This is a genomic window from Vibrio cholerae (assembly GCF_008369605.1).
Classification (GTDB): domain Bacteria; phylum Pseudomonadota; class Gammaproteobacteria; order Enterobacterales; family Vibrionaceae; genus Vibrio; species Vibrio cholerae.
This window is the reverse complement of the sequence record NZ_CP043554.1, coordinates 814,866-829,414: the sequence shown is the minus strand read 5'-3', so window position 1 is coordinate 829,414 and position 14,549 is coordinate 814,866. Positions and strand designations below refer to the sequence as shown.

Below are 14,549 nucleotides of genomic sequence, written 5' to 3'. Positions count from 1 at the left end.
ATCATAACCCTTCATTTAAATACTCATCGAGATACTCTTCTTCCTCAGGGTCATAGTCATCCACTTGGATCTCCGCTTTGAAAGCTTGCCGTTGAAGATAAGCATCGCGAGCCAAACTGTAAGGATCAGGCGAGTCTTGTAATAAGGCCTCTTGCGAGACTAACGCAGCGCGCGTTTCCATGCCTTCAAGTGCCCATTTGCCTATCCCAGCCCAGATATTGAGATAGGCAAGCGGGAAATACATGCCATCCACTACATCGGTCACTTCGCGTACCGTATAGGGGCCATAACCTGGCACCATTAAATAGGGGCCATTGCCCACACCGTAATGGCCTACCGCATCACTAAACGCCTTATCATCGTATTTTTTGATGCCGGCTTCAGAAGCGATATCAATCAAACCGAGTAAACCAAAGCTGGTATTAATCCAAAAACGATTAAAGTGATCGACCGCTTTTGTCCCATTGCCCATCAGCAGGTTATTCACCATGCTGGCAGGCTCGTCTAAGTTAGAGAGGAAGTTGGCAATGCCACTGCGTACAGGCTTAGGTACATAACCGACATAAAATAGAGAGACCGGGCGCACCACATAAGGATCTAGGTAGTCATAGTTAATTATCCACATTTGCCGGTTGAAACTTTCCAGAGGATCGTTCACCTGCGAATGAGGGGAGGAGTCATCAGGTGCACTGCTGCACCCAACTAAAAAAAGTGTGAATAGCGTAATCCAAGATAAGCGGCCAACCATACGTAATTCCATGTGCAAAGGCCGATGATCCCATCGGCCTTATTGTTATATTATTTTTCAGCTGATTTTATTCATACTGCTTATCAAGCACAACGTCAACAGGCTCACCTGTTTTCATTGTGGGACTTTCGGCATACCAGTCACCGCTTTTCGTCGCCACATTACCATCGCTGTCGATACGCACGCGTACCACATACGACTCAAGACTGGACAATTTTGATCCTTCCATCATGCTGTTATTGTCATCCAACACCACGGTTCTTGGAAACTCACCTAGCGGATAACGGGCTGCAGCAACAGGCATTGGCGAACCGGGAGCATGGATAGATACGATCAACACTGCGTTAGGATCAACCTTAACCTGCTCGCCTAGATTAATGGTGACTTTCACCGATTGCCCCTCTGCCATGCCCTCGCCCATTCTCTTACGAGCGCTTTCAATACTGCGGCTGAGCATCTCATAACGAGCATCGTCAGGACCAATCGCTTGTTGCATCAAACTCCAGTACTTGATTGCAGCAGGAAAATCTCCACTTTCAAAAGCATCAAACGCCAATAATGAATAGACGCGTAAATCAGCATAACCACGTTGGGCTAACTTGAGCAGAATCGACTTCGCTTCTTGCTGGTCGACAGGATCATTCGAAAGCATCAAAGCTTGTGCGTAACCAAATTTCACATCCGGATCTTGATTATCCAGAGCAAAAGCTTTCTTCATCGCGCCAATCGCGGTTTCCAGATCGCGATTAGCAAGGCCAATCCGACCCAGCAACAACCAACCGGTAACATCATCAGGCTGATAATGCAGTCGAGTGCGCAGTGCCAACGTCAAATCATTCATCTCTTCGTCACTGAGTTCCGCTTGTGGCGACATGAGTTTTTTTGACAATTCAGGCAGTTGTGCTGACACTTGCTGCCAAGCCTGAACATGCTGATAGTGACCAAACTTGGCGTACAGCGCATAACTCAATCCGACCACCAACAACACTGAAGGCAGTGCAACCATCCACAGTGAAACACGATTTTCCTGCTGATGTTTTTGCTGGGTTGGAATGTCGTCAAGCAGAGTCTGTTTTAAGTCGGCAATCAAATCTTGTTGATCGGCAACAATGCCTTCTTCGGTTTCCTCTTCAAGCTCTTTCAAGCGGTCTTTGTAAAACGCTTTATTCAGCTCATCGCGCAAGGCCTGATCGTTATTCGCACGCTTTTGAATAAACGGAATGATGACGAAAACCACCGCAATCGCCACCAGTAATAGGGTCGAGATCCAAAACATCCACATGATTACTTCTCTCCCTCTTGCTCTTCTTTTAGCAATGCTTTCAAACGGGCTTCTTGCTCTTCATTCCACTCGACATTATTCGCAGCATCACGTGCTTTACGACGACTGCGTAACACAATCACAGTGAAACCAATCACTAGCACTGAAATAGGCCCAAGCCAAAGAACAGCGGTACCTAAGGTAAATGGCGGATTGTAGGTCACAAAATTGCCATAACGCGCAATCATGTAGTCGACGATTTCCGATTTCGATTTACCCTCTTTGGTCATCTCATACACTTTTTGGCGCAGATCTTGTGCCAACTCAGCGTTTGAGTCGGCAATCGTGTTGTTTTGACATTTCGGGCAGCGCAAGGTCGCCCCCAATTCTTGAAATTGTTTCTCCTGCTCTGGGGTATCAAAGTCATACACTTCAATCGTTGCAAACGCCGAGAGAGAAATCAGCATGGCGGCACAGACCGCAAACAACCACTTTTTCATTGTTTCGCCTCCGCCAGCATTTTTTCATACAGTGGCGCGAGTGTTTCTTGCCAGTTGCGCGAATTAACATCCCCAACATGACGATAGCGAATCACGCCATTGGCATCGATTAAGAAGGTTTCTGGAGCGCCGTAGACCCCAAGATCCAGCCCCAACATACCATTGCCATCAAACAAGCTGATCAGGTAAGGATTGCCTAAATCATTTAGCCATTGAGTTGCTTTATCTCGCTGATCTTTATAATTAAGACCGATGATTTTTACTCCTTGTTTGGCCAAATCATTGAGATATTGATGCTCGGCATAACAAGTTGGACACCAGGTCGCCCACACATTGAGCAGTAAAGGCTCACCTTTGAAAATCGACTGATCGTATAACTTACCGGGCTCTGCCAGATCTTCGAGACGAAACTCAGGAACGGTTTTTCCCACCAAAACCGATTCCAACTTGGTTGGGTCATCCCCTGCGGAGTTTTTCATTAACTGGGTAGCAAACACACCAGCCAACAGCAAAAACGCCACTAGCGGGATAAATAAAATCTTCTTATTCACTTAAGCCTCCTGATGTGCGTTTTTTCTAAAGCGGTAACGCTTGTCACTGATGGCTAAGGCACCACCGATGGCCATCAGCAAGCCGCCAGCCCAAATCCAGCGCACATAAGGTTTGTAATAAATACGTACAGCCCAAGAGCGGTTATCATCAAAACGCTCACCCATCGCAATGTAAAGGTCACGCGTAATGCCACGGTCGATCGCCGCTTCGGTCATCATTGACTTTGCGGTGCGATAAAAACGTTTCTCTGCATGCAATGTATTGACATATTGGCCTTGGCTAGTGATTTCAAAATCAGCAATGTAGCCATCGTAGTTCGGTCCATCTTTATCACGCACACCTTGGAAGTAAAAGTTGTACTCATTAAGTTGGAAGTTATCTCCCGGAGCCAAACGCACATCACGTTCAATGCTGTAGTTTTGCACCATAGCAATACCAATGATGCTCACCGCTAAACCAACATGACCAAGCATCATCGCCCAGTGGCTACGTTGCAGTTTCTTCACCCCAACCATGAAGCGGTGACGATGAGTCGCTCGCGTGTGCAGTTCATAAGCGTGTAACAGTAAGATCCACCACGCCATGACCCAACCAAGATAAGCCATTGGGCTAAACGTCGGAGCATTCAGCCACATCATCAATGCTGCCAACACTAACGATGCCATCGCTGTGATGAGCATAGGTTTAAAGAGTGTGGAGATTTGATCGCGCTTCCAGCGGATCAGTGGGCCAATTCCCATAAAAAATGCAAAAGGAATCATCAGCCAGGCAAACAGCATATTAAAGAAAGGCGCACCGATAGAGACGGAACCAAGACCCAGTTGTTTGTGCACTAAAGGCAACAAGGTACCAATCAGTACCACCGCGAGTGCGGTCATCAGCAGCACGTTGTTTACCAATAAGCTGTTTTCACGAGATACCAGCTCAAAATTACCACGCACTCGTACTGAAGCGCCTTTGATCGCAAATAGCAGTAGTGAACCACCAATCACCGCAATCAAGAAGCCGAGAATGAACATACCGCGCGCCGGATCGGAGGCGAAAGCATGCACCGAAACCAAGATGCCTGAGCGCACTAAGAAGGTGCCCAATAGGCTCAACGAGAATGCAGAAATCGCCAGCAGTACCGTCCACGCTTTGAACGTGCCGCGTTTTTCAGTCACCGCTAATGAGTGCATCAGCGCTGTTCCGGCAAGCCAAGGCATGAAAGAGGCGTTTTCCACTGGATCCCAGAACCACCAACCGCCCCAGCCAAGTTCGTAGTAAGCCCACCATGAACCCAGTACGATACCCAGCGTCAAAAAGAGCCAAGCGGCCGTTGTCCAAGGTCGTGACCAACGTGCCCATGCCGTATCGAGACGGCCTGTCATCAAAGAAGCAATCGCAAACGAGAAGGCGACTGAGAATCCCACATACCCCATGTACAACATAGGCGGGTGAATGATTAACCCGGGGTCTTGCAGCAGCGGATTTAAATCACGGCCGTCAATCGGAAAATAAGGCAAGGTGCGTAAAAACGGGTTAGACGTCAGAATGATGAAGAGTAAGAACCCAACAGTAATCATCCCCATCACCGCAAGCACACGCGCTACCGATTCTTGTGGCATACCGCGGCTAAAACTCGCGACAGCCACAGTCCAAGCCGCTTGGATAAGCACCCAAAGCAGTAATGAACCTTCATGCGCGCCCCATACAGCAGTGAGGCGATAGTACCAAGGCAGCTCACTATTGGAGTTACTTGCCACATATTGCACTGTAAAATCATTGATATAGAACGCCCACAGCAAAACCGCAAACGAGATCGACAGCAAAAAGAACATACCCCATGACAAAGGGCGAGCCGTGTTCATCAATAGTGTGTTGTTGCGAGACGCCCCAACCAATGGCAGCACACTGAGTAATATCGCTAAGCTGAGCGATACAATCAGTGCAAAGTGGCCAATTTCAGCAATCATTGGGCGCTTCCTTGTTTCTGTTCTTGCGAGTATTGCAGTGGAGCGTGGGTCTTTTTCATCGCCTCTGCAATTTCTGGTGGCATATAGTTTTCATCATGCTTTGCCAGCACTTCAAACGCTTCAATTTTGGTCGGCTCCACTAACACCCCTTGTGCTACGATACCCTGACCTTCTCGGAACAGATCGGGCAAAATACCGTCATAGGTCACGGTAATACTTGGTCCCACATCGTGCAGATCAAAACTGACTTTCAATGAGTTCGGATCACGTTTTACCGAACCTTCCACCACCATACCGCCAATACGTAACCGCTGGCCGATTTCCGGCTTTTTCCCCTCTTTACCATACACGAGCTCAGTCGGGGTATAGAAGAGATCCATATTCTGATTCAAGGCATAGATGATGAGCCCAATGGTCGCGCTAAGGCCAAATAGAATGGCCAAAACAACACCGAGCCGCTTTTTACGTCTTGGGTTCATAGTGTGTTCTCCATATGTTTCGCAGCATCAATACGCGCCTGACGCGCCAATTTATCGCGCACTTGGTTGAGTAGCTTGGTTTTACGTCGAACGCTGACGATCCACAACATCGCCATGGAAAGATAAGTCAAACCGAAAGCACTCCAAACGTAAGCGGCATAACCGCCCATCGCTAAAAAATCACTGAAAGAGTCAAAATGCATTACCGATTTCCTCGCACGGTTTGGTTGGCAAGCTCATTCACCCAAGGACGATGGCTTTCTCGGCTCAAAATTTCATTGCGTAAGCGGATCATGGTCAATGCGGCAAAAAAGAACGCAAAACCCAAGATACAAGCGAGCAGTGGCCATAACATTTCTGGTGCGATCGATGGTTTGGCAAACTTAGTGATCGTGGCACCTTGGTGCAAGGTGTTCCACCACTCAACGGAGAAGTGAATGATAGGCAGGTTAATCACTCCGACGATGGCTAATATGCCCGCCGCTTTTGCCGCAGTTTTTTGGTCATCAAACGCATGATAAAGCGCAATAACCCCTAAATAGAGAAACAGCAGAACAAGCTCAGAGGTGAGACGCGCATCCCACACCCACCATGCTCCCCACATCGGTTTGCCCCAAATAGCACCAGTGATAAGGGCAATAAAAGTGTACACCGCGCCGATGGGTGCCATGGCTAACGCGGCCATATCCGAAATGCGCAGTTGCCAGACTATCCCGATAAATGCGGCGATGGCCATCGACATGTAAACGCCCATCGACCATATCGCTGCGGGAACATGGATATAGATGATTCGAAAACTGTCTCCTTGTTGGTAATCCGCAGGTGCATAGGCCAAACCGAGCACCGTTCCTACCGCAAGAAACAGGAATCCTAAACTGGCAAACCAAGGCAACAACTTACCACACAGCTGGTAAGCGGCATCAGGTTTGGCATAGGGATGAAGCCATTTCCACATGTTTATCTCACTTTGCTTTCAAATTATTGAGTTTTAACTAAGTTGTTATAATTTATCTAACGCAGTATTTTCGTGCTTGATCGAAAACAATCAATGCACACTTACTCGTAACGCCGCGCTGATCGCAAATGGCGTTAGAGTCATCGAACCCATGAGCATAGCCGCTAAAATCGCAAGCTGGCCGTTATACGGCATTCCCAATGCCGCCGCATCAATCGCCGAGGTCGCAAATATCAAAACTGGGATGAAGAGCGGCAAAACCAATAAGCTCAATAGCACCCCACCCTTTTGCAAACCCACGGTGAGTGCCACCCCGATTGCCCCAATAAAACTCAGTGTTGGAGTCCCCAGCAACAGAGTCAGCACTACCGCAAGCCAGGTTGAGCTATCAAATGAAAGCAAGATCGCCAGTAGTGGGCTAATTAAAATCAGCGGTAAGCCTGTCAGTAGCCAATGAGCCGTCACCTTAGCCAGTACCACCACTGAGAGCGGTAATGGTGTCAGCATCGCTTGCTCTAATGCACCATCTTGAAAATCATCACGAAATAAACGCTCCAATGAGAGCAATGCCGCTAATAAAGCGGCCACCCAAACAATCCCAGGCGCAATTCGTGCTAACAGAGCAGGCTCTGGCCCCACACTGAGCGGGAACAGGGTAATCACGATGATAAAAAACCACAGAGGGTTAAACACATCCGCCTGACGGCGAAAAGCAATTAAAAGTTCACGATGAATAAACTGAATAAAAGCAGACATCATTTCGGATCACCCAAGCGAATTTTGCGCAGTTTAGGGTTATCGGCAAACATGTCTTGGTGAGTCGTCAGTATCACTATCCCCCCTTGCTGCGCATGGCTTAAAAAGAGCGCCTCAAGCACACTCACTCCTTGCTTATCGATGGCGGTGAGCGGTTCATCCAAAATCCACAGTGGCTTTTTACTTAACCATAATCTTGCCAAGGCAACTCGACGCTGTTGCCCTGCCGACAACTGTGCAACCGGCACATCTTCACGCCCAGCTAATCCAACTTTGGCTAGCGCTTGAAAAATCGCGGGTTCATCCACCGTTTGTTGATGAACCGCCAGATAAAAACGTAAATTTTCCAGTGCGGTGAGTTCTCGCTTGATGCCGGTTTGATGGCCTAAAAACAGCAAGTCTTGATGATAACTTTCGCGGTCACTTTGAATTTTGCTCCGTTGCCAGAGGATTTCCCCACACTCACACTCTCCAAGACCCGCAATAATACGTAACAAGGTCGTTTTGCCTGTGCCATTACGACCTTCGATTTGAACGAGTTCGCCAGCATGGATCTCAAAAGAGAGTGATTCGAATAAAATCCGTTCATCACGTATGGCGGTGAGATTTTTAACTTCTAACATGCTTATCTACTAAGAGCGTTGGGACGGCTATATTAACACAGCGAGGGGGAGACTAAAGACGCGAACTCTATTACTAATCACGAAACTAAGTAAGAATCTATTAAAAATTCACGCGTTTTGTTCGCATCTAACCCTTTGTAGTTACAACTATAATCCATCCATAACGAGAAACATGCGTGATATCACAATATCAAACGCGCTAAACCCTCATCTCAACGATTCATCCGTTCCTGTCGATGAAGAATAAAAAAAGGAAGCCTACGCTTCCTTCAAAAACTCATTCAGTCATGAGCCATATCCAAATGACTATCTTTTTCCTAATTGAAGCTTGGCTACCAGTAGGCTTCAAGGAAATAAGCCATACTATGATTTGGCTTTGTTGGCTCGAACTTCGGGATGACTCTCTAGCGGAGGAATCGATTCCTTACCCGCCAGTTTATTTTGCAAAGACATCATCAATTCCGCTTCGGCCTTGGGCAACTCACACTCTTGGATGAGTTCATTGAGATCGGCACCGAGTTGCACCATCTTACTGGCACGAGTGTACAAACGCGCATCCGCGTCAGTATTTTCCAGCTCAAGTAAACGCTCATTGAGATGGCGAATGATATCTTGTTGCTCACTGACTTTTTGTCCGAGCCCGACCATCACCGAACGCACTTCAAGTAGTTGTTTGTTGGATTTCTGCAGCTCACGATCCAGATTGCGAATTTGTTGGCGCAAGGTTTCACTTTGACGATGCTGACCACGTTTAAGACGCCACAATGCCAGCATGATGCACAAAACAACAAAAACCGACCCTCCTGCGATTACAGGAGGGGTTAACCAAATCAAATCAACCATTACATATGAGCCATTTCGTCCCATTCTTCATCGGTCAGGAACTTGTTCAGATCCACCAGAATCAGTAGTTTGCCATCACGGTTGCTCACACCTTGGATAAATTTCGAGCTTTCATCGGTGCCCACACTTGGGGTTGAGTCAATTTCTGATGAACGTAGGTAAACCACTTCGGCCACGCTATCTACCAGAATACCGATGACTTGGCGTTCTGACTCAATCACAATGATGCGGGTATTGTCAGTAATTTCGCCTTGCATCAAACCAAAACGTGAACGAGTGTCGATAACCGTCACGACGTTACCACGCAGGTTGATAATACCTAATACATAGTCAGGCGCTCCCGGTACAGGAGCAATTTCAGTGTAGCGCAGTACTTCACGTACCTGCATTACGTTAATGCCGTACGTTTCTTCTTCCAATTGGAACGTCACCCATTGAAGTACTTCATCGTTCGACTTTTCTTTTCTGACTTTCACTTCATTCGCCTGAGACATACCTTTCCCTCTCTGAGTCGTTTCCGACACCCAATGTTTTAATTTTCCAGTGCTTTTACATCAAGCCCTGCATTAAGCATAGCTATCAATGCTTGAACATGGATCAAAGCGCACATTTTTTCTTTCACCATGCCCGCGAGCCAAGGCCGTTTACCGACTTGCTCACGCCATCGCACTTTTTCTGTACTGAGTAACTCTGTGCCCATGAGTTGAGTGCTGGCAAGTCCCCACGCACTTTCTCCCAACATCACAATATACTGATAAGCTTGCTTATAACTCTCATCATGCAGCTTCTCAGCCATTACCCATTTTGCTGTATCAACCACATCAAGTTGTGAATCTCGATTGGTTTGTAAGCCTAAATACCAAGCCGGACGACCAATTAAATGGTTAAGTGTGGTCATACGATGAATCCCACCTAACTCATCGAGTGGCACTGCGAAAGTGACACCATTGACATCAAAATAGAGGACTTGGAAATCTTTTTCACGGATCGTGTTGGTCCAAGTGCCCAGTTTATTGCGCCCAGCTTGTGTTTCTGGAACGGCTTGCGCCTCAACAACCGGTACCTCAGCGACAGGTTCCTCGATGTTGGTTTCTATCGCAATTTCACGCTCTGCCTCAGTATCCACAGACTCTGGTTCGAGATCGTCTTCAATAACACTCTCTGGCGTCTCGATGTCCGGCTCAACATAGCTGGTTTCGATTTCCCACTCTTGGATCTCTTCAACAACGCTACAGGGCTGAACAACGGGGTCGATTTTAGCGATTTTAGCCGTGTTTTCTTCGAGAATCTGTTCCAGATCCAGATCGGCTACTGGATTACTCGATTCCAACTGACTGAGCAAACGCTGCACATCTTCAAGATTAGGCAGCTCAAGCTCTTCAATTTCGGCATCAAAATAACTTTTATTTGGCACAGACTGGATGGCAGGAGCCATCTCCCACACCGGTTCAGGCTTGAGAGTGGACTCAAATTCGGCCGTTTCTTCATCCAGTAACGCCGTAAAATAATCGTTCAGCGCTTGTTCGCTGGATATCAATGCACTACTCATCGATAGCGAGCCTCTCTAAGAAAAGCAGAAGCTGCTTATAAGCGAAAACGCCACGGCTCCCCTCTGCAAAATGCGAAGCGGGGAGTCGCTGTAAACTGGCATCACGAAATTTGGTATCAATCGGTACTGCAGAGGTCCAAACTTTGTCTGGATAGTCCTTTTTCAGTTGATTCAATGTCTGCAACGAAGCGCGCGTTCTCTTATCGTACATGGTTGGCACGATAGTCACTTTAAACTCACGGCTGCGCGATTTCTGCATAATTGCCAAAGTGCGAACCATACGCTCCAAACCTTTCATCGCCAGAAATTCGGTTTGCACAGGAATAAGAATACGATCGCTGGCCGCCAACGCATTAACCATCATTACCCCCAAAATAGGTGGGCAATCAATCAGTACATAGTCATAAACATGACGCAGCGCGAGCAGTGCACGCTTTAAAATCAGCCCCATCCCACTGCGATTTCCCATGACACGATCCAGTGTCGCAAGAGACATATGGGCAGGGATCAGATCAATACCTTGAATATCAGTATTTAAAATCAGAGGTTTAACAGAAGCTTCGTTATATTCACGTAACTGGAACAAGTCGAATAAACTGGCTGGTACACCATCAGAATCGTACCCCAAATAAGTAGTCAGTGAGGCATGTGGATCGGTATCAACCAGCAGGACACGCTTACCCTGCTGGCTTAATAAGCCTGCCAATGTAATCGTTGTGGTGGTTTTTCCTACCCCACCTTTTTGGTTTGCTACACTCCAAACGATCATTGAGGTTCCTTAGGCGAGCCCGACTTCTACCAACATACGCTCTGCGATTCTCTCCAGCGGTAGATCTTCCGTTGAAATTCCTGCTTTAGCGACAGCTTGTGGCATGCCATACACGACACAACTTTCTTCATCTTGTGCCCAAATGGTGGCTCCTGCTTGTTTCAGCATCCGCGCACCTTCACGTCCATCCGCACCCATTCCGGTCAAAATCATGGACAGTACTTTGTCACCAAAGATTTTTGCCGCGGAGCCAAAAGTAACATCCACACACGGTTTATAGTTCATGCGGTCGCCACCGTCGATAATGCGTAGGCGAGCCGCACCGGGTCGACCATCCAGCATCATCTGCTTACCACCTGGTGCTAAATAAGCGACACCCGGACGCAGCATATCTCCATCTTCCGCTTCTTTAACTTCAATTTTGCATAGCGAATTGAGACGGCTAGCAAAAGCAGCCGTAAATGTCGCTGGCATATGCTGAATCAACACTATGGGGTGTGGATAATTTACGGGGAGCTTAGTTAATATTTTTTGCAAGGCTACAGGTCCACCGGTTGAGGTTCCTATTGCGGTCAACTGGTATTTTTTACCCGAAGCTTTAAAACGAGTTGCTGCTGAAACCGCCGTCGAGGGTCGGTTTCCCAAAGGTGAGGTAGCTGCCGCTCGTTCTTGGCTGAGTGACGAACTCGCTGCTATTGATGTTGTAGGCGCAGGGCGTGGAGCTGCAGGGCGACGTAGAAACATCTTTTTCGACGCAATAGAAAGCACACGCTGCTGTAACAGTGTGACGGCTTCATCCCGGTTGCGCGCGATATCTTCAAACTTCTTAGGTAAAAAGTCTAACGCGCCAGCATCCAGTGCATCCAATGTGGCTTTTGCGCCATCATGGGTCAATGAAGAGAACATCAAAATGGGCACTGGATTATTTGCCATGATCTCTCGGACAGCGGAAATGCCGTCCATGACGGGCATTTCTATATCCATAGTGATCACATCTGGCTTGAGTCGAGCGGCCTTTTCTACGGCCTCTTTCCCATTTACAGCAACATCAATGACTTCTAAGCGCGATTCGGAGTTGATGATTTCACTCACGCGACGACGGAAAAAACTCGAATCATCAACAACTAATACTTTAATCGCCATGTTTATCCTTATCGTTGTGCAGCTAATCAGACGCGAGAAGCAGCTGCATACTGCTTGAGCAGATCCGGCACATCCAAAATCAGAGCAATATGACCATCGCTAGTGATAGTCGCACCAGACATACCTGGGGTGCCCTGTAGCAATTTATCCAGTGGCTTAATCACCACTTCTTCTTGACCAATTAAGGTATCCACAACCAGACCTACGCGCTGACTGCCGATTTGTACAATCACCACATGGCCATGACCTTGGCGAAGCTGTACTTTGCCTTTCTTCGGTGCTAACCAGTTTTGTAAGTAGAACAAGGGAATTGATTTTTCGCGCACTATGATAGTCAACTGACCATCAACCACATTGGTACGACGTAAATCCAGATGGAAAATCTCATTCACACTGGCCAGAGGCAGTGCAAACGGATGACCCGCGACGCCAACCATCAAGGTAGGAAGAATAGCTAGAGTCAAAGGCACTTTGATGGTGATCTTTGTCCCTTTACCCATGGTAGAGTCAATATCGATCGAGCCGTTCAGTGTATTGATAGCGGTTTTTACTACGTCCATCCCCACACCACGCCCTGAAATATCGGTGATCTTCTCTTTACTAGAAAAACCAGGCATAAAAATGAGGTTAAAGCATTCTTTATTGGTAAGTCGGTTCGCGGCATCTTCATCCATTATTCCCCGTTTAACTGCGATACCACGCAGCTTGTCGGGATCCATACCTGCACCGTCATCTACGATAGCTAACTGTATGTGATCTCCCTCTTGTGAAGCAGACAAAATCACTTTACCTGTACGAGACTTGCCATTTTTAGCACGCTCGTCCGGCATTTCGATACCATGGTCAACCGAGTTACGCACCAAGTGGATCAAAGGATCGGCTAGCGCTTCAACAAGGTTTTTATCGAGATCGGTTTCTTCACCACGTAACTCAAGGTCAATTTCTTTATTTAAGCTACGCGCCAAGTCACGAACCACGCGAGGGAAACGCCCGAACACTTTTTTGATCGGTTGCATACGCGTTTTCATCACCGCGCCTTGCAAGTCGGCAGTAACCACATCTAGGTTAGCCACCGCTTTAGACATCTCTTCGTCATTACTATTCAGGCCAAGGCTCAAGAGTCGGTTACGTACCAGAACCAACTCACCCACCATGTTCATGATGGTATCAAGTGTTGAGGTATCGACCCGAACAGTAGATTCAGTTTGTGCTTTCTTAGCACCACCAGCAGCGGCCACTTCGCGAGATTCATCAGAATCCTTCACCGCAGCAGGAGCCGGAGCTTTTGCTGGTTCCTCTTTAGCCACAGCAGGTTTTGCCGCTGCAGGCTTCGCAACAGGTTTAGCCGTAGCCGGAGCAGCAGGTTTCGCTGCTGGCTTAGTGGCAGGCGCGCTCGCCTCGGCGGAAGCTTTCGCATCACTAGAAACAGGGCTAGACGCCACTGGACGAGTCGCCATCTCTAGCTCTTCTACCGATGGGCCTTTGCCTGAACCATGTAGCTCATCCAGTAGTTTTTCAAACTCTTCATCGGTCATTAAGTCATCGCCACCGGGCGCTGATTTTGCAGCTGCAGGTTTCGGTGTCTCCGTCGCTTTAGGCGTCGATGGTGTTACAGGAGCAGCAGGCGCTGCTGTCTCAATCGATGGGCCTTTGCCTTTGCCATGCAGTTGATCAAGTAGCTTTTCAAACTCATCGTCCGTGATATCACCGCTGAGATCAGAACTGGTTACTGATGCGGCTTTCGCTGGCGCAGAAGCGGGAGCTTGCGGAGACTGAGCTCCTGGAGCCTTGCCTTTACCATGCAGTTCATCAAGCAACTTTTCGAACTCATCTTCGTTGATATCGTCAATAGAGCCTTTATCAATCACACCACTGGATGCGCTTGCTGTAACCTCCGTCTCGACGTTGGGCACTGCCTCTTCAACAACGTCTTCAACGACTTCTTCGATAATCTCTTCAACCAGTTCTTCTTCTGGCTCATCGAAGTGCGCTTCTGCAGCCTCATCCTCGTCTTCTGAGGCTGGCTTACTTAAACGGTGCAATTCATCGAGTAATTCAGGGTCGGCAGGTTGCAGTGGTTCACGCTCTTGTACAGCACGAAATTGTTCGTTAACAGTATCCAACGCTTTAAGCATGGTATCCATCAAGCTAGGAGAAACGTGTCGCTGACCATTTCGTAAAATGTCGAACACGTTTTCTGCACCGTGGCAGGTCTCCACTAGCTCAGAGAGCGCCAAGAAACCAGCACCGCCTTTTACGGTATGAAAACCACGGAATATGGCGTTCAACAGATCTCGGTCTTCTGGATTGTTTTCCAGTTCAACGAGCTGCTCGGAAAGCAACTCCAATATTTCGCCGGCTTCTACCAGAAAGTCCTGCAGGATGTCTTCGTCTAATTCGTAGCTCATACGTTACC

At 47.8% G+C, this 14,549-nt stretch carries 16 protein-coding genes; all 16 read right to left on the bottom strand.

What is annotated here, in order from left to right; translation table 11 throughout:
• Window position 1: 1 nt before the first annotated feature.
• The 16 genes from F0316_RS03990 to F0316_RS03915 all read right to left on the bottom strand — a co-directional run bounded on the left by F0316_RS03990 (window position 2) and on the right by F0316_RS03915 (window position 14,541).
• The gene (locus tag F0316_RS03990) at window positions 2-748 is read right to left on the bottom strand and encodes an MlaA family lipoprotein (RefSeq protein ID WP_000233065.1); all 747 of its coding nucleotides are present in this window, start codon (window positions 746-748) and stop codon (window positions 2-4) included.
• 67 nt (window positions 749-815) lie between these two features.
• The gene (gene ccmI, locus F0316_RS03985) at window positions 816-2,030 is read right to left on the bottom strand and encodes a c-type cytochrome biogenesis protein CcmI (protein WP_057567925.1); all 1,215 of its coding nucleotides are present in this window, start codon (window positions 2,028-2,030) and stop codon (window positions 816-818) included.
• A gap of 2 nt (window positions 2,031-2,032) precedes the next feature.
• Window positions 2,033-2,476 (bottom strand): cytochrome c-type biogenesis protein, encoded by a 444-nt coding sequence (locus tag F0316_RS03980; RefSeq protein WP_002053208.1) that lies wholly within the window; start codon window positions 2,474-2,476, stop codon window positions 2,033-2,035.
• A gap of 29 nt (window positions 2,477-2,505) precedes the next feature.
• Complete coding sequence (locus F0316_RS03975; RefSeq protein WP_001035062.1) at window positions 2,506-3,060, bottom strand: DsbE family thiol:disulfide interchange protein; 555 nt, start codon at window positions 3,058-3,060, stop codon at window positions 2,506-2,508.
• Window positions 3,061-5,016 (bottom strand): heme lyase CcmF/NrfE family subunit, encoded by a 1,956-nt coding sequence (locus F0316_RS03970; RefSeq protein ID WP_149560227.1) that lies wholly within the window; start codon window positions 5,014-5,016, stop codon window positions 3,061-3,063.
• Window positions 5,013-5,495 carry a cytochrome c maturation protein CcmE gene (ccmE, locus tag F0316_RS03965; RefSeq protein WP_001069621.1) on the bottom strand — a complete coding sequence of 161 codons (483 nt, stop codon included), beginning with the start codon at window positions 5,493-5,495 and terminating at the stop codon, window positions 5,013-5,015. Before ccmE ends, F0316_RS03970 begins: the two co-directional genes overlap by 4 nt.
• A complete protein-coding gene (ccmD, locus tag F0316_RS03960; RefSeq protein WP_000545344.1) occupies window positions 5,492-5,698 on the bottom strand; it encodes a heme exporter protein CcmD in 207 nt (68 codons plus the stop codon). The genes ccmE and ccmD overlap by 4 nt, the downstream gene beginning before the upstream one ends.
• Window positions 5,698-6,450 carry a heme ABC transporter permease gene (locus tag F0316_RS03955; protein ID WP_000266111.1) on the bottom strand — a complete coding sequence of 251 codons (753 nt, stop codon included), beginning with the start codon at window positions 6,448-6,450 and terminating at the stop codon, window positions 5,698-5,700. Before F0316_RS03955 ends, ccmD begins: the two co-directional genes overlap by 1 nt.
• A 90-nt stretch (window positions 6,451-6,540) precedes the next feature.
• Window positions 6,541-7,209: a heme exporter protein CcmB gene (gene ccmB / locus F0316_RS03950; RefSeq protein ID WP_000986584.1), complete on the bottom strand. Its 669-nt coding sequence runs from the start codon at window positions 7,207-7,209 to the stop codon at window positions 6,541-6,543.
• Complete coding sequence (gene ccmA / locus F0316_RS03945) at window positions 7,206-7,829, bottom strand: cytochrome c biogenesis heme-transporting ATPase CcmA (RefSeq protein ID WP_000895173.1); 624 nt, start codon at window positions 7,827-7,829, stop codon at window positions 7,206-7,208. The genes ccmB and ccmA overlap by 4 nt, the downstream gene beginning before the upstream one ends.
• A 363-nt stretch (window positions 7,830-8,192) precedes the next feature.
• Complete coding sequence (gene flrD / locus F0316_RS03940; RefSeq protein ID WP_001881776.1) at window positions 8,193-8,696, bottom strand: flagellar transcriptional regulator FlrD; 504 nt, start codon at window positions 8,694-8,696, stop codon at window positions 8,193-8,195.
• Complete coding sequence (locus F0316_RS03935) at window positions 8,672-9,166, bottom strand: chemotaxis protein CheW (protein ID WP_000075896.1); 495 nt, start codon at window positions 9,164-9,166, stop codon at window positions 8,672-8,674. Before F0316_RS03935 ends, flrD begins: the two co-directional genes overlap by 25 nt.
• Window positions 9,167-9,204: 38 nt before the next feature.
• Window positions 9,205-10,221, bottom strand: coding sequence for a chemotaxis protein CheW (locus F0316_RS03930; protein WP_000092962.1), 1,017 nt, complete (start codon window positions 10,219-10,221; stop codon window positions 9,205-9,207).
• On the bottom strand, window positions 10,214-10,990 hold the full coding sequence (locus F0316_RS03925) for a ParA family protein (RefSeq protein ID WP_000637668.1): 777 nt from the start codon (window positions 10,988-10,990) through the stop codon (window positions 10,214-10,216). The genes F0316_RS03930 and F0316_RS03925 overlap by 8 nt, the downstream gene beginning before the upstream one ends.
• A 9-nt stretch (window positions 10,991-10,999) precedes the next feature.
• Window positions 11,000-12,133 (bottom strand): protein-glutamate methylesterase/protein-glutamine glutaminase, encoded by a 1,134-nt coding sequence (locus F0316_RS03920; protein ID WP_000985860.1) that lies wholly within the window; start codon window positions 12,131-12,133, stop codon window positions 11,000-11,002.
• Window positions 12,134-12,159: 26 nt separating this feature from the next.
• The gene (locus F0316_RS03915; RefSeq protein WP_001903359.1) at window positions 12,160-14,541 is read right to left on the bottom strand and encodes a chemotaxis protein CheA; all 2,382 of its coding nucleotides are present in this window, start codon (window positions 14,539-14,541) and stop codon (window positions 12,160-12,162) included.
• Window positions 14,542-14,549 lie beyond the last annotated feature (8 nt).